A 14,484-nucleotide genomic window follows, 5' to 3' on the forward strand; every position below is an offset into this window, starting at 1 on the left:
GGGCGCGCAGCGGCCCCGGATTTCAGCGTTACAGCGGATATCGCCGGGGGCCGCTGCGCGCCCCATCGCGACACAAGGCCGCTCCTACAAAGAACGCGCCAGCCCCAGATCAGTGCATCAGCGCCTCGCGGAACCGCCGGGTGCTGGCCACAGCCAGCAGCAACCCGGCCACCGCCACGCTACCGCCCACCAGGCCGATATCCGCCACGTCCAGCTGGCTGCTGACGATACTGCCCAGCAACGCGCCACCGCCAATACCGATGTTGTAGATACCCGAGAACAGCGCCATGGCCACATCGGTGGCATCCGACGCCAGTTTCAGGGTCTTGGACTGCAGCGACAAGCTGAAGCTGAGGATCGCCACACCCCAGAACATGCTCAACGCGGCAAACATGTAGAAGTTGCCCGACAGCGGCAACAGCAGCAACAGGCACGCCGCCAGCAGGCCGATCGACCCTACCAGGAAGCCATGCGGGAAGCGGTCGCTGTAACGGCTGAACAGCAATGAGCCGAACACCCCGGCACCGCCGAACAGCAGCAGCAACAGCGTGGTGCGCTCACCGCCTATCTGCGCCACGTGCAGGGCGAACGGTTCGATGTAGCTGTAGGCAGTGAACTGCGCGGTAATCACCAGCGTCACCAGCACATAGGTGATCACCAGCGCCGGGCGCTTGAACAGGATCGGCAGGCTGCGCAGCGAGCCCGAGTTCTGGCTGGGCAGCAGCGGCAGCGACTTCATCAGGCACAGCATGGTCGCCAGCGCCACCCCGGCAATGCTCAGGAAGGTGATGCGCCAGCCCAGCGCCTCACCCACCACGCGGCCCAGCGGAATGCCCAGGACCATGGCCAGGGTGGTGCCAGTGGCCAAAAGGCCCAGCGCCTTGGCCTGCTGCCCTGGCGGCGCCACGCGCACCGCCAGGGAAGCCGTGATGGCCCAGAACACCGCATGCGCCAGGGCAATACCGATGCGGCTGACCAGCAACATGGCAAAGCTCTGTGACAGCCACGACAGCAGGTGGCTGACGATGAACACAAGGAACACGAACAGCAACAGGCGCCGCCGCTCGATGTTGCGGGTCAGCAGCATCATCGGCAGCGAGGCCAGCGCCACCACCCAGGCGTAGATGGTCAGCATCAGGCCGACCTGCGCGGTGCTCATGTCGAAGCTGCGGCCAATGTCGCTGAGCAGAGCCACCGGGACGAACTCGGTGGTGTTGAAGATGAAGGCCGCCAGGGCCAGGGCAATGACGCTCAGCCAGCTGCCGCTACCCGCCGTGGGTGGCATGTTGGTGGGTGTGGGTCCGTTCATGGGTGCAAACCGCTTCTCCGCAGGCAAGGCAACAGGACGCACGCCAGCCACCCGCTTGCCGGGGTGTGGACGCACGCTTTGTTATTGGAAGGAATGCCCGGCATGGTACGCGTCAAGCCGGGGGCTCACAACCGCGAGGCGGGCAGAAGGAGTAACATGCGCGCTTTGTGCGAACGCGTATGCAACAAGGAGCCCGATCCGCTCATGGACCAGCAGCACTCCCAGCAGCAACAGTGGCAGCAGGCGGTCACCGCCTATGCCCAGGCCGTCAACGACTATGTCGCGCAGGGCCGCGCGCAAGGCTGGGATGACCTCGAAGAGCCCCTGCCGCAAGCCACCGAGCATTTGCTCGATGCCTGGCTGCAAGCCCTGCAAGCAGCCAACCGGCCTGGCGTAGAAGCCTTCGAGCAGCAAGCCTTCCGCGAAGCCTGGCCACCCGCCCACCACCCATTGCTGCCGCTGATCAAGGAGCACGGGCAAGGCATCGGCAACGTCCTGCTGCTGGAGGATGGCAGCCTGCTGGCACGTATCGGCATGCCGCATGACAAAGGCCAGGTGGTGCGCATCGACCCTCTCGGGGTGACCCCGGTGATCGGCGTCGATCACTTCGGCCGCTGCCCGGCCCGCCGCTATTTCGCCCTGGCCAATGCCGAGGGCATACGCGTGACCGATGGCTGGGGCGGCCCGCAGGTGCTGCGCCTGGCCTGGCCCACGGGGTTGGAGGGGTTGCCGCCGGGTTACCCGTTCGAGCCATTCGACCTGCCGCCCACGCCGACCGCGCTGATCCCCTTCCCGGATGGCCAGCGGGTGCTGCTGGTGAGTGCCGAGGGTATCTTCCTGCTGACGCGCCACGGCGCGACCCGCCTGCTGCCGCACCAGGCGCGGGTGCTCGACGAGCTGGACGAAGGCACCGACCCGGACGACATCAGTCTCGGGCTGAGCATGGAGCACGGTGCGGTATCGGCGGATGGCCGGTTGATCGTGGTCGGCGAGCAAGGCAGCCGTCACCTGGTACTGGACGACCAGCTCAGGCCCGTGGCGGCAATCGGCCCGGCCAGCGAGTATCCGCACTTTGCGCTGTTCAACCGCGCGGGTGACCAGTTGATAGTCAATGCCTGCCATTTCTACAGCGGCGCCACGCTGGCTGTCAGGGTGGCCGACTTGCCGGGGCTGGATACCGACTACTACAGCCAGGACCCGCGTACCCCGCTGGTACAGGATGGTGCACGGGTGTATGCCGGCGTGGCGCGCGACGGGGAGTACATCGTGGGGGATGCCTATGGTTACCTGCGGGCGTTTGGCGAAGATGGCATGGAGCATTGGCAGCATTACCTGGGGTCGACCATCAGTGCGCTGGATATCAGTGCGGACGGGCGTACGCTGGTAGCGGCGAGCCATGCCGGGTTCATTTCGGTGATTGCCCTGGACAACGGGCGGCCGGCCTGGCAGATCGGTACCGGGGCGCATGGCGAGGTACGGCGGTGGTTGTTCTGGAAAGGCTGGGACAGGGCATTGGCCTGGTAACAGATCCAGCATTTTCATTGCCTGTCCCGGCCTCTTCGCGGGCTTGCCCGCTCCCACAGGTAAATCACAGCTTACGAAAGCTGTGCAATACCTGTGGGAGCGGGCAAGCCCGCGAAGAGGCCGGGACAGGCAACCAATCAGCCCTGCAAAGTAGCCATATCGATCACGAACCGGTACTTCACGTCCCCGGCAATCATCCGCTCATACGCCTGGTTGATGTTGCGGATATCCAGCAACTCGATATCACAACGAATGGCGTGCTCGGCACAGAAATCCAGCACTTCCTGGGTCTCGGCAATACCACCGATCAACGACCCCGCCAGCACCCGGCGCTTCATCACCAGATTGGCCGCATGCACCGCCGGGTCGATCGGCTCAATCAGGCCGACCAGGATGTGTACGCCATCGAATTTCAGGGTTTCCAGGTACGGGTTGAGGTCGTGCTGCACCGGGATGGTGTCGAGCAGGAAGTCGAAACGGCCCGCCGCGGCCTGCATCTGCTCGGCATCGGTGGACACGATCACATGGTCGGCACCCTGGCGACGGGCTTCCTCGGCCTTGGCCTGGGAACGGGTGAACAGGGTCACTTCCGCGCCCAGAGCCTTGGCCAGCTTGATGGCCATGTGGCCCAGGCCGCCCATGCCGAGGATGCCGATCTTGTGACCGGGGCCGACACCGTGGTGCTTGAGCGGCGAATAGGTGGTGATGCCAGCGCAGAGGATTGGCGCGGCGCTGGGCAGGTCCATGCCGGCCGGGATACGCACCACGAAGTGCTCGCTGACCACGATGCTGCTGGAGTAACCGCCCATGGTGTTGCTACCGTCGACCCGGTCCGGGGTGGCGTAGGTCATGGTCGGGCCTTCCAGGCAATATTGCTCCAGGTCCTTGGCACAGGCTTCGCAGTGACGGCACGAGTCGACCATGCAGCCAACGCCGACCAGGTCGCCGACCTTGTGCGCGGTCACTTTGTCGCCCACCGCGGTGACGCGGCCGATGATCTCGTGGCCCGGCATCAGCGGGTACACGGCAATGCCCCATTCGTTGCGCGCCTGGTGAATGTCGGAGTGGCACACGCCGCAGTACAGGATATCGATGGCGACGTCGTCAGGGCGCGGGCTGCGACGCTCGAAGGTCATGGGAGCCAGAGGGCTGGTGGGGGTCTGGGCGGCGTAACCGATGGCGGTGTACATGCAGGGCCTCGCTATGAAGTGAAACGATTCAGGCGGCGCATTCTGCGCGCCATGCGCCGCCTCGCCCACGGCTGATTCTCCGGCATCGATGCCTGATTCTCCGAAGATGCCATGCAGCACCTGGCGCCGAGCGTTCATTCTGCGATGATCAGACTGTCTGATCCTCTGCCCAGGTCCATCATGCAACTGACCCGCCACGTCGACGCCAATGCGCCGCTTTGCACACTGATCCGCAGCCTCGCCACGCGCCCGGGCTTCGTGCCCACGCACCTGCCCCAGGTGCAGGTGCTGAGCTGGGACCACTATGTGGCCAGCAGCCCGCAGATCTACGAACCCAGCCTGATGATCCTGGCCCAGGGCAGCAAACTGGCACACCTGGGGCCGCGTACCCTGGAGTACGGCGCCGGGCATTACCTGGTGCAGGCACTGTCGGTGCCGTTCATGTGCGAAACCTTCGCCACCCCCGAAGCACCGTTGCTGGGCGTGGCGGTGGACATCGACCGCGGCGTGCTGGGTGAACTGGTGCAAAGCATGGCCCTGGCGCCGGATGCCGCGGTGCAGGCGCAAACCCCGCAGTCGATGACCTCGGCGGCACTCGATGCGCCGATGCGCGAATGCGTGGAACGGCTGCTGCGCTGCCTGCAGGACCCAGTGGACGCCAAGGTGCTGGGCCCGGCGCGGGTACGCGAGGTGCTGTACACCGCCTTGCGCGGCCCACAGGCAGGCGTATTGCGGGCGCTGGTGGAGCAACAAGGGCACTTCGCGCGCATCGGCGCCGCCCTTGCCCACCTGCGCGAACACTATACCGAGCCGCTGAGCGTGGAAGCACTGGCCGCGCGCGCCAACATGAGCGTTTCGACCTTCCACGAGCACTTCAAGCGCTGCACCGACATGGCACCAATGCAGTACCTCAAGCGCCTGCGGCTGCTGAAGGCGCAGCAGATGCTGATCGGCGAAGGCCTGGGAGTGGCGCAGACCGCGCACCGGGTGGGGTACCAGAGCACCTCGCAGTTCAGCCGCGAGTACAAGCGCCAGTTCGACCGCAGCCCGGGGGATGAATTGCCGTACCAGAGCCTGCCAGTGTAGTGGCCTTCACTGGCTCATCGCCAGCAAGCCATGCGTAAACCCTGTGGGAGATCACCCAGCCCTTTGGGCTGCGCTGTCGCGTAGATAACTGAAATTGCAAGCGATCCGCGTACCCTGTGGGAGCAACTGTCTTGCTCAATTTCAAAAAGCTGGCGCGATCCCTGTGGGAGCGGGCTTGCCCGCGAACACGGGCGAAGCCCGTGCCATCCACCACGGTGTTGGCTTCGCGGGCAAGCCCGCTTCCAGGCGGCTCACGCTGCGTTCTGGATTTACGTTGTACCTTCAGGCTGCGGTAGCACTAGATCGAGCCATGATGTACCCGTTCTGAGCATGGCATTTAACCGCACGATGAACGTTCTCATGCAGGCCACGATAGCGACTTTGGGAAGTTTTCCGCGCTCCCGCAGTGACTGATAACGAGCCTTGAGTGCTGGGTTGTATTTCATCGCCACAAGGCATGCCATGTACAGCGATCGCCTGACCGCAAATCGCCCGCCAGAGATAGAGCGCTTGCCCATGAATTTCCCGCTGTCGTGGTTGAAGGGCGCCACCCCAACCAGGGAGGCAATTTCTCTGGACTCAACCCGACCTAGCTCCGGCAGCAGCGCTATTAGTTTGCCCGCTGTCACCATCCCAATGCCTTTCACTTTGATCAGCTGGGCAACCCGTTCGTCGTTCAGCATCGCGATTTGCTGTTCGATCTCACACTCAACCCGTTTGATCTGCGCCTTGAAGTGTTTCAGGTTGGCATTCAGGTAGTTAGCAACTGCAGTCGATTGCACCTGCTTCAGGCGCCGCAGGTCGTCATCTCGCTGTTGAACCATCCGATCACGTTGCTGAAGCAACTCTCGCAGAAGCGCTCGTTCGGGGCTGACTCGCAGAGAGGGTTGATCTGGAATGACTTCGGCATAGTGCGCCAGAACCTCGGCGTCGATGGCGTCAGTCTTGGCCTTGATGCCTAAAGAGTCAGCGAATGACCTGGCTCGCCTGGGATTGACGCGTATGACCTTGTAGCCAGCGTCCTGTAGAAAACACATGACATCTCGCTCGTAGCCACCCGTCGCCTCTAACAGGACGCGCTTGATACTGAGCTTGCGAAGGCTCTCCAGTAGCGCCTCAAACCCTGTTGGATCATTGCTTAAATGCATTTTGATGCCCTGTGGCCGCACCGCAGCATCAAGGGAGAGACTGGAAACATCGATACCCAAGAAGGAAGCCATCACCAAAACCTCCTAAACTCAACACAGTGAGAGGACTTTGGCTTGGCCCACGCTTGTGATTCGAGATCAGAGCCGCATCCAACTGTTCGGGCTCTCGCCAAAGTGGAACGGTGAATGGCAGCTTTTGCTCCCACACGTGCTCAAGGCACCTACGGCATTCAGCTTGCCATTCACCGCTCTCACTCCAAATTCTAATCCCCCATCAAGACACAAGCGGCTTTAGCCGCGAAGAATCCAACGCGGTGCATGGCACCGGCTGCGCCGGTGTTCGCGGCTAAAGCCGCTCCCACAGGGCCCCTGCTAATTCAATGAGTTATGTGCAGTGCCGCTCGACCATCGCCACTATCGCTGCCTGCGATTCGGCCTTGGCCTGCCCGGCCTCCAACTCCCCCGCCGCAGCCGCCTGGCACAAGGCATCCACCGCCCCCACCAGCAGGCGCCTACCAGCAACACCCACAATGCCGGCCGCAGCCTGGATCAGCTCGAAAGCGGCCACTGCGCCAATGGCCAGTAAGCGCCCTTGCGCGACTCGTACAGTGTGAAATGGCGGGCGGCGAGGTAGAAATCCGGCGCGCTGCTGGCCTCTGGCGGCTGGCCGCGGTAGTCCCTGGCCAGCGTTAGGTGCGGGCGATACTCACGGTCGGCCGCTTCCACCCCCAACGGCAGCAGCGCCTGCTGCAAGCTGTACACCAGTTGCAACAGGGCCGGTGGGGTCTGCTGCGCCTCCAGCACCAGGGCGCTGGCCCGCTGCCACACCTGCAAACGGTCCAGTAACAGCCGTGGTGACGTGGCCGGTAGGGCCAGCTGGTCGACCGCCGCACAAATTGCCGGCACCTGGGCGGTATCCACATCGCCAAGGAACAGCATTGTTACATGGAAGTTGGCAGCCGGCACTGGCCTGCCGCTGCGCAGGTTCAAGCCACGCCGCCACTGAGCCAGGGCGCGGCGCTGGGCATCGCTGACCGGCAAGGCAAAGAACAGCCGCTTGAAGGGGGTACCGCTGGGGCGTACGTCCTGAATCATACGAACTCCTGAACATGAAACGTTTGCGCAAGGCTACCGGGCATTAAACCTAAGTCGCCCCGTCGTTTCGTAACAATAAGTACAAACTACCCCCATGATTGTTTATGCTGGCGGGCTAATGCCATGGCGCATGGCCATTTTTCGACAAGTAAACGTCCATGAAAATTGCACTCGTACTCATCTTCGCCCTCTCGATCGCCTATGTTCACCTGCGCGGTCGCGTTCGCCACAAGCTGACCCGTCAGTTGGGCGACCACTCCAGCTTCCTGGCCCCGGTCAACAGCTTCCTGTACCTGTTTTCCAGGCACCCGGCCAAGCCATACCTGCCGGTAGAGGCCTTCCCCGAACTGCAGACGCTGCAGGACCACTGGCAGGAGATCCGCGAGGAAGCCCAACAGCTGCTGCATGTGGGCGAAATCAAGAAGTCCGACAATTACGATGATGTCGGTTTCAACTCATTCTTCAAGACCGGCTGGAAGCGCTTCTACCTGAAGTGGTACGGCGAAAGCCACCCGTCGGCGATGACCCTGTGCCCGCGCACCACCGAGTTGCTCAAAGGCATCGGCACGGTCAAGGCCGCCATGTTCGCCACCCTGCCGCCGGGCGCCAAGCTGGTGCGCCACCGTGACCCGTATGCCGGTTCGTACCGCTACCACCTGGGCCTGGACACGCCGAACGACGACGGTTGCTACATCGACGTGGACGGTGAGAAGTATTCCTGGCGCGATGGCGAGGGCGTGGTCTTCGACGAGACCTACATCCACTACGCGGCCAATACCACCGAGCACAACCGCATCATCCTGTTCTGCGACGTTGAACGCCCGCTCAAGTACCGCTGGGCGACCGCGTTCAACCGCTGGTTCAGCCGCAACGTCATGGCCGCGGCCGCCGCACCCAATGATGCCGGCGACAAGACCGGTGGCATCAACCGGCTGTTCACCCGCATCTACAAGATCCGCGAACGTGGCAAGGCGATGAAGAAGCGCAACCGCACGCGTTACTACCTGGAGAAGTGGGCGTTCGTCGCGGCGTTGGTGCTGGTGTTCATCTACATCTGATCGGTGTGGTTGCGCGCAGCCAAAAGGCCTGCGCGCAACCAACCAAAGTACAAGCCTCACACTTTCCACTCTTCGACTAGCCTGAAAGCTCCACTCGCAACCTCCCCAAGGTGAAGACGATGAGCATGATGGACTGGGACGCCTACCGTAAGCAGTTGATGGCCGGCATCGGCGATCTCAAGCAGCTTTCCCCTGACACCGTGGCCGGCTACATGACCGCCAGCGGCGCAGGGGCCAAGACCAACCACCTGGACGCCAAGACCCGCGAGCTGATCTCCCTCGCCGTGGCCGTGACCACACGCTGCGATGGCTGCATCGCGGTGCATTCGCAGCAGGCCGTCAAGCACGGCGCCAGCCGCGAGGAAATCGCCGAGGCCCTCGGCGTGGCCGTGGCGATGAACGCCGGTGCCGCGCTGGTCTACTCTGCACGTGCCATGGATGCGGTGGGCAAGGCCAACGGCTGAGCGCAAATGGCGTCGCCGCCCTTGCGCGACGGCGCCGCGCCACCCAGACTTGGCGGCCCAGCCCTTGCAGGAACCCGCATGATCCACATCCGCCCCATGACACCGGAAGACTTCGAACGCTTCTGGCCCACCTTCCAGGCCGTCGTACAGGCCCGTGAAACCTACGCATTCGACCCGGCCCTCAGCTTCGATCAGGCCCGCCAACTGTGGCTGGAACTGCCCGTGCGCACATTCGTGACCGAGGAAGACGGCGCGATGCTGGGTTCGTATTACCTCAAGGCCAATGCCGCCGGGCCTGGTGGGCACGTGGGCAATTGCGGCTACATGGTCTGTGAAGCGGCACGCGGCCGCGGCGTCGCGCGCTTGATGTGCGAGCACTCACAGAAACAGGCACGCCAGGAGGGCTTTCTGGCCCTGCAGTTCAACTCGGTGGTGGCCACCAATGAGGTGGCAGTGGCGCTGTGGCACAAGCTGGGCTTCGAAACCGTTGGCCGCCTGCCCAAGGCCTATCGCCATGCTCGCCTGGGGCTGGTGGACTGCCTGGTGATGTACAAGTGGCTGGCGGACGAGCCGGTAGTGGAAAAGCCGCCGCTGCTAATCGGGCGCAAGAACATCGAGGCGCGGGTGTCGCGGCGGCGCGGGCGCTGACTTCTTCAGGCCGCCCTGCTCGACGAAGGTCTATGGTAAAGTCGCGCCCTTTTTGAACATGCTGGGATATCGCTGCACATGACCCCCGTCCTCCGCTTCCTCAACCGCACCAGCCTGGTGACGCAGATCGTCATCGGCCTGATCGCCGGCATCGCCCTGGCCCTGCTCGCGCCCGCCATCGCCCGCGACATGGCCTTCCTCGGGAAGGTGTTCGTCAGCGCCCTCAAGGCGGTGGCACCCGTGCTGGTGTTCATCCTGGTCATGGCCTCGATCGCCAACCACCGCCACGGCCAGGAAACCCATATCCGCCCGATCCTCTGGCTGTACCTGCTGGGTACCTTCGGCGCCGCGGTAGTCGCGGTGGTCGCCAGCATGCTGTTCCCGTCGAACCTGGTGCTGAGCACCGGCGACGCTACGCTGAGCGCGCCGGGCGGCATCACCGAGGTGCTGCAGAACCTGCTGCTGAGCGCGGTCGACAACCCGATCAACGCCCTGCTCAACGCCAACTTCATCGGTGTGCTGACCTGGGCCATCGGCCTGGGCGTGGCCCTGCGCCATGCCGGCGAAACCACCCGCACCGTGGTCGAGGACTTGTCCAATGGCGTGACCCTGATCGTGCGCGTGGTCATCCGCTTCGCCCCGCTGGGCATCTTCGGCCTGGTCAGCGCCACGCTGGCCCAGTCCGGCCTGAACGCCCTGCTCGGCTACCTGCACCTGCTGGCGGTGCTGATCGGCTGCATGCTGTTCGTGGCGCTGGTGATGAACCCGCTGATCGTGTATTGGAAAATCCGGCGCAACCCCTACCCGCTGACCCTGCTGTGCCTGCGCGAAAGTGGTATCACCGCGTTCTTCACCCGTAGCTCGGCGGCCAACATCCCGGTCAACCTGGCCCTGTCGGAGCGCCTTGGCCTGCATGAAGACACCTACTCGGTGTCGATCCCGCTGGGTGCGACCATCAACATGGCCGGTGCCGCCATCACCATTACCGTGCTGACGCTGGCGGCTGTACATACCCTGGGTATTCCGGTGGACCTGCCGACCGCCGTGCTGCTCAGCGTGGTGGCGGCGGTCTGTGCCTGCGGCGCCTCGGGTGTGGCCGGTGGCTCGCTGCTGCTGATTCCGCTGGCGTGCAGCCTGTTTGGCATCCCTAGCGAAATTGCCATGCAGGTGGTGGCGGTGGGCTTCATCATCGGCGTGCTGCAGGATTCGGCCGAGACGGCGCTGAATTCTTCGACCGATGTGCTGTTTACCGCGGCGGCGTGCCAGGCTGAAGAGCGGCGCAACGTTTGAGTTTGCCGGGGCCGCTTTGCGGCCCTTTCGCAGGCAAGCCAGCTCCCACAGGGATAGCGCCGGCCTTACGGCTTGTGCTGTACCTGTGGGAGCTGGCTTGCCGGCGATGATCCCAGTGATTGCTTAAGCCTGGCGCTTTACCTAGGCTAGTGGCCTTTCCCCAGCAATGAGACAGGGCCATGTCAGAACACGAAACCGCCGGCGAAGGCCGCTTCAACAGCATCGAGATCCGTATTCTCGGCTCGCTGATCGAGAAGCAGGCCACCAGCCCGGAAAGCTACCCGCTGACCCTCAACGCCCTGGTCCTGGCCTGCAACCAGAAGACCAGTCGCGAGCCGGTGATGAACCTCACCCAAGGCCAGGTCGGCCAGGCCCTGCGCGCCCTCGAAGGGCAAGACATGACCCGCCTGCAGATGGGCAGCCGCGCCGACCGTTGGGAACAACGGGTGGACAAGGCGCTGGAGCTGGTGCCGGCGCAACTGGTGCTGATGGGCCTGATGTTCCTGCGCGGGCCGCAAACCCTCAACGAACTGCTGACCCGCAGCAACCGCCTGCACGACTTTGACGACACCGAGCAGATCCAGCACCAGCTGGAGCGCCTGATCTCGCGCGGCCTGGCCTTGCACCTGCCACGCCAGGCCGGCCAGCGCGAAGACCGTTACACCCATGCCTTGGGCGACCCGGCGGAAATCGAGGCGATCCTGGCTGCACGGCAGCAGGAAGGCGGGGCACGCAGCAGCGGTGGCAATGTGTCGGAAGAGCGCATCGAAGCCCTCGAAGCGCGCATCGCGGCGCTGGAGGCACGCCTGGCCGAACTGGAAGGCTGAGCCGTCACGGCTCGGGGTCGGGGAAGTTGCGGCAGCTCTTGCGCTCGGCCAGTTCCCGGTCACTGGGGCGCTGGTCGACGAACACGGTGCGGCCGTCGGCGTAGATTTCCAGGTAGCCCCAGTGCAGGTCCTGCTCTTGCTGCCCGGGTTTTGGGGGGACTAGCCACCAGGGTTCGCGGCTGATCAGGGTCATGGGTGTGGTTCCTGAGGGTGTCTGCAGTAATCATAGACATCCTCGGTTATTGCTTTGCTTGTACCGGCCCTTTCGCGGCTAAAGCCGCTCCTACAGGGATCTGCACAGTTTGCAAAATCTGCGCAGTACCTGTGGGAGCGGCTTTAGCCGCGAAGAGGCCGGTACGGGCTTACGCCGGTGCCGAAGTGCGGATCAGGTGGTCAAAGGCCGCCAGCGATGCCTTGGCCCCCTCACCCACCGCAATCACGATCTGCTTGTACGGCACAGTCGTCACGTCACCCGCCGCAAACACACCCGGGATGCTGGTCTGGCCCTTGGCATCAACGATGATCTCGCCTCGCGGCGACAACTCGACGGTGCCTTTCAGCCAGTCGGTGTTCGGCAGCAGGCCAATCTGCACGAAGATGCCTTCCAGCGCCACTTCATGCTGCTGGTCGGTGGTGCGGTCCTTGTAACGCAGGCCGGTCACCTTTTCGCCATTGCCCAGCACTTCGGTGGTCAGCGCACTGGTGATCACCTTCACGTTCGGCAGGCTGTGCAACTTGCGCTGCAGTACCGCATCGGCACGCAGCTGGCTGTCGAACTCGATCAACGTTACCTGGGCGACGATACCCGCCAGGTCGATGGCCGCTTCCACGCCCGAGTTGCCACCACCGATCACCGCCACGCGCTTGCCCTTGAACAGCGGGCCGTCGCAGTGCGGGCAGTAAGCCACGCCACGGGCGCGGTATTCCTGCTCGCCCGGCACGTTCATTTCACGCCAGCGGGCACCGGTTGCCAGGATCACGGTCTTGGCCTTGAGCGAGGCGCCGCCAGCCAGGCGTACTTCGTGCAGGCCGCCATCGGTGGCCGGGATCAGCGCTTCACCGCGCTGCAGGTTCATGATGTCCACGTCGTACTGCTTGACGTGTTCTTCCAGCGCCGTGGCCAGCTTCGGCCCTTCGGTTTCCTGTACCGAGATGAAGTTCTCGATGGCCAGGGTATCGAGCACCTGGCCGCCGAAACGCTCGGCCGCAATACCGGTGCGGATGCCTTTACGCGCGGCATAGATGGCTGCCGAAGCGCCGGCTGGGCCACCACCGACCACCAACACGTCGAAGGCGTCCTTGGCGTTGATCTTCTCGGCCTGGCGGCTGCCCGCGTTGGTGTCGATCTTGCCGAGGATTTCTTCCAGGCCCATGCGGCCCTGGCCGAACACTTCGCCGTTCAGGTAGATGCTCGGCACGGCCATGATCTTGCGCGATTCCACTTCCGCCTGGAACAGCGCGCCGTCGATGGCCACGTGGCGCACGTTGGGGTTGAGCACCGCCATCAGGTTCAGCGCCTGGACCACGTCCGGGCAGTTCTGGCACGACAGCGAGAAGTAGGTTTCGAAGGTGAACTCGCCTTCCAGCGCCTGGATCTGCTCGATCACTTCGGCACTGGCCTTGGACGGGTGGCCGCCGACTTGCAGCAATGCCAGCACCAGCGAGGTGAATTCGTGGCCCATGGGGATGCCGGCGAAGCGCAGGCTTATATCGGCTCCCGGGCGGTTCAGCGAGAACGATGGACGACGGGCATCGCTGCCGTCCGCGCTGAAGGTAATAAGGTTCGACAGGCTGGCAATTTCCACCAGCAGATCGTGCAATTCGCGGGATTTCGCGCCGTCGTCGAGGGAGGCAACGATCTCGATCGGCTGGGTGACCCGCTCCAGGTAGGTTTTCAGTTGCGATTTAAGCGTGGCGTCCAACATACGGGCGATTCCTTTTTCAAAACTCGGATACAAAAACGCCCAGGCGAGGTCGCCCGGGCGCTTTTACGGGGCGGTAGGTACTTCAGCTTTGGCGGCTGGCTACCGCCCGCGTTAAGCGCATGATCGGATTTTCGTTCGAGAAGTGCCTGCGCGGCGATCAGGCAAGGCGAAAACAGGCGAGGAAGCGGAGTTGACAGGTTGTCAATGAGCATTCCGAGCCTGTTTTCAACGCAGCATGGTCGTCGCGCAGGCGCTTATCGGGCGAAAATTAGATCTTGCCGACCAGGTCCAGCGACGGCGCCAGGGTGGCTTCGCCTTCTTTCCACTTGGCCGGGCAAACTTCGCCTGGGTGAGCGGCAACGTACTGGGCAGCCTTCACCTTGCGCAGCAGTTCGGCAGCATCGCGGCCTACACCACCGTCGTTCAGTTCGACGATCTTGATCTGGCCTTCCGGGTTGATCACGAAGGTACCGCGATCGGCCAGGCCGGCTTCTTCGATCAGCACGTCGAAGTTGCGCGAGATGACGTGGGTCGGGTCACCGATCAGCGGGTACTGGATCTTGCCGATGGTGTCCGAAGTGTCGTGCCAGGCTTTGTGGGTGAAGTGGGTGTCGGTGGACACGCCGTAGATTTCCACGCCCAGCTTCTGGAACTCGGCGTAGTTGTCAGCAAGGTCACCCAGCTCGGTCGGGCAGACGAAGGTGAAGTCGGCCGGGTAGAAGAACACGACAGACCACTTGCCTTTCAGGTCGGCTTCGCTGACCTGGACGAACTCGCCCTTGTGGTAGGCAGTGGCGTTGAACGGTTTGACCTGGCTGTTGATGATTGGCATGAGAGACGCTCCTTCATGGGGTTGGAATCAGTTGATGGAGAGAATCCTAACCGCTGGTCCCGATAAAGGCTCATTGGCAAAGCTCATG

General features: G+C 63.4%; 15 protein-coding genes. 7 read left to right on the top strand and 8 right to left on the bottom strand.

What is annotated here, in order from left to right; translation table 11 throughout:
• Positions 1–109: 109 nt before the first annotated feature.
• Positions 110–1,309 (bottom strand): sugar transporter, encoded by a 1,200-nt coding sequence (locus C163_RS15745; protein WP_025339654.1) that lies wholly within the window; start codon positions 1,307–1,309, stop codon positions 110–112.
• Between the two features lie 204 nt (positions 1,310–1,513).
• On the opposite strand from C163_RS15745, the gene C163_RS15750 reads away from it, so the two are divergent.
• On the top strand, positions 1,514–2,833 hold the full coding sequence (locus tag C163_RS15750) for a hypothetical protein (RefSeq protein WP_025339655.1): 1,320 nt from the start codon (positions 1,514–1,516) through the stop codon (positions 2,831–2,833).
• 137 nt (positions 2,834–2,970) lie between these two features.
• Here C163_RS15750 and calA read toward each other — a convergent pair whose 3' ends face one another.
• Positions 2,971–4,023, bottom strand: coding sequence for a vanillin reductase (gene calA / locus C163_RS15755; protein WP_025339656.1), 1,053 nt, complete (start codon positions 4,021–4,023; stop codon positions 2,971–2,973).
• A 180-nt stretch (positions 4,024–4,203) separates the two neighbouring features.
• On the opposite strand from calA, the gene C163_RS15760 reads away from it, so the two are divergent.
• Positions 4,204–5,109 (top strand): AraC family transcriptional regulator, encoded by a 906-nt coding sequence (locus C163_RS15760; protein ID WP_025339657.1) that lies wholly within the window; start codon positions 4,204–4,206, stop codon positions 5,107–5,109.
• Positions 5,110–5,378: 269 nt separating this feature from the next.
• Here the strand turns inward: C163_RS15760 and C163_RS15765 are convergent, their stop codons facing one another.
• From C163_RS15765 to thpR, 3 genes are all read right to left on the bottom strand, one after another.
• Positions 5,379–6,329: an IS110 family transposase gene (locus tag C163_RS15765; protein WP_025337292.1), complete on the bottom strand. Its 951-nt coding sequence runs from the start codon at positions 6,327–6,329 to the stop codon at positions 5,379–5,381.
• 313 nt (positions 6,330–6,642) lie between these two features.
• Positions 6,643–6,825, bottom strand: coding sequence for a hypothetical protein (locus tag C163_RS26580; protein ID WP_249352848.1), 183 nt, complete (start codon positions 6,823–6,825; stop codon positions 6,643–6,645).
• Positions 6,807–7,352 carry an RNA 2',3'-cyclic phosphodiesterase gene (gene thpR, locus C163_RS15775; RefSeq protein WP_025339659.1) on the bottom strand — a complete coding sequence of 182 codons (546 nt, stop codon included), beginning with the start codon at positions 7,350–7,352 and terminating at the stop codon, positions 6,807–6,809. The genes C163_RS26580 and thpR overlap by 19 nt, the downstream gene beginning before the upstream one ends.
• Before the next feature lie 158 nt (positions 7,353–7,510).
• Here thpR and lpxO point away from each other — a divergent pair, with 158 nt between their 5' ends.
• From lpxO to C163_RS15800, 5 genes are all read left to right on the top strand, one after another.
• On the top strand, positions 7,511–8,410 hold the full coding sequence (gene lpxO, locus C163_RS15780) for a lipid A hydroxylase LpxO (RefSeq protein WP_025339660.1): 900 nt from the start codon (positions 7,511–7,513) through the stop codon (positions 8,408–8,410).
• Positions 8,411–8,529: 119 nt separating this feature from the next.
• Positions 8,530–8,874: a carboxymuconolactone decarboxylase family protein gene (locus tag C163_RS15785; protein WP_013973174.1), complete on the top strand. Its 345-nt coding sequence runs from the start codon at positions 8,530–8,532 to the stop codon at positions 8,872–8,874.
• A gap of 78 nt (positions 8,875–8,952) precedes the next feature.
• Positions 8,953–9,522, top strand: a complete 570-nt coding sequence (locus tag C163_RS15790; RefSeq protein ID WP_025339661.1) for a GNAT family N-acetyltransferase — start codon at positions 8,953–8,955, stop codon at positions 9,520–9,522.
• A gap of 78 nt (positions 9,523–9,600) precedes the next feature.
• Complete coding sequence (sstT, locus tag C163_RS15795) at positions 9,601–10,812, top strand: serine/threonine transporter SstT (RefSeq protein WP_025339662.1); 1,212 nt, start codon at positions 9,601–9,603, stop codon at positions 10,810–10,812.
• Positions 10,813–10,991: 179 nt separating this feature from the next.
• A complete protein-coding gene (locus tag C163_RS15800) occupies positions 10,992–11,639 on the top strand; it encodes a YceH family protein (RefSeq protein ID WP_025339663.1) in 648 nt (215 codons plus the stop codon).
• Positions 11,640–11,643: 4 nt separating this feature from the next.
• Here the strand turns inward: C163_RS15800 and C163_RS15805 are convergent, their stop codons facing one another.
• The 3 genes from C163_RS15805 to ahpC form a co-directional block, all read right to left on the bottom strand.
• Entirely contained in the window at positions 11,644–11,832 is a 189-nt protein-coding gene (locus C163_RS15805; protein ID WP_013973178.1) for a hypothetical protein, read from the bottom strand.
• Positions 11,833–12,001: 169 nt separating this feature from the next.
• Complete coding sequence (ahpF, locus tag C163_RS15810; protein WP_025339664.1) at positions 12,002–13,564, bottom strand: alkyl hydroperoxide reductase subunit F; 1,563 nt, start codon at positions 13,562–13,564, stop codon at positions 12,002–12,004.
• A 268-nt stretch (positions 13,565–13,832) separates the two neighbouring features.
• On the bottom strand, positions 13,833–14,396 hold the full coding sequence (gene ahpC / locus C163_RS15815) for an alkyl hydroperoxide reductase subunit C (RefSeq protein WP_004375926.1): 564 nt from the start codon (positions 14,394–14,396) through the stop codon (positions 13,833–13,835).
• Between the last annotated feature and the right edge of the window lie 88 nt (positions 14,397–14,484).

Source organism: Pseudomonas sp. FGI182 (assembly GCF_000511325.1).
GTDB classification, from domain to species: domain Bacteria; phylum Pseudomonadota; class Gammaproteobacteria; order Pseudomonadales; family Pseudomonadaceae; genus Aquipseudomonas; species Aquipseudomonas putida_Z.

What these genes read in the sequence shown, in the direction of transcription:
- C163_RS15750 (WP_025339655.1), top strand. Translation starts at nt 1,514, where the DNA reads ATGGACCAGCAGCACTCCCAGCAGCAACAGTGGCAGCAGGCGGTCACC.
- C163_RS15760 (WP_025339657.1), top strand. Translation starts at nt 4,204, where the DNA reads ATGCAACTGACCCGCCACGTCGACGCCAATGCGCCGCTTTGCACACTG.
- ahpC (WP_004375926.1), bottom strand. Translation starts at nt 14,396, where the DNA reads ATGCCAATCATCAACAGCCAGGTCAAACCGTTCAACGCCACTGCCTAC.
- C163_RS15805 (WP_013973178.1), bottom strand. Translation starts at nt 11,832, where the DNA reads ATGACCCTGATCAGCCGCGAACCCTGGTGGCTAGTCCCCCCAAAACCC.
- C163_RS15745 (WP_025339654.1), bottom strand. Translation starts at nt 1,309, where the DNA reads ATGAACGGACCCACACCCACCAACATGCCACCCACGGCGGGTAGCGGC.
- C163_RS15785 (WP_013973174.1), top strand. Translation starts at nt 8,530, where the DNA reads ATGAGCATGATGGACTGGGACGCCTACCGTAAGCAGTTGATGGCCGGC.
- C163_RS15765 (WP_025337292.1), bottom strand. Translation starts at nt 6,329, where the DNA reads ATGGCTTCCTTCTTGGGTATCGATGTTTCCAGTCTCTCCCTTGATGCT.
- lpxO (WP_025339660.1), top strand. Translation starts at nt 7,511, where the DNA reads ATGAAAATTGCACTCGTACTCATCTTCGCCCTCTCGATCGCCTATGTT.
- sstT (WP_025339662.1), top strand. Translation starts at nt 9,601, where the DNA reads ATGACCCCCGTCCTCCGCTTCCTCAACCGCACCAGCCTGGTGACGCAG.
- thpR (WP_025339659.1), bottom strand. Translation starts at nt 7,352, where the DNA reads ATGATTCAGGACGTACGCCCCAGCGGTACCCCCTTCAAGCGGCTGTTC.
- C163_RS15790 (WP_025339661.1), top strand. Translation starts at nt 8,953, where the DNA reads ATGATCCACATCCGCCCCATGACACCGGAAGACTTCGAACGCTTCTGG.
- calA (WP_025339656.1), bottom strand. Translation starts at nt 4,023, where the DNA reads ATGTACACCGCCATCGGTTACGCCGCCCAGACCCCCACCAGCCCTCTG.
- C163_RS15800 (WP_025339663.1), top strand. Translation starts at nt 10,992, where the DNA reads ATGTCAGAACACGAAACCGCCGGCGAAGGCCGCTTCAACAGCATCGAG.
- ahpF (WP_025339664.1), bottom strand. Translation starts at nt 13,564, where the DNA reads ATGTTGGACGCCACGCTTAAATCGCAACTGAAAACCTACCTGGAGCGG.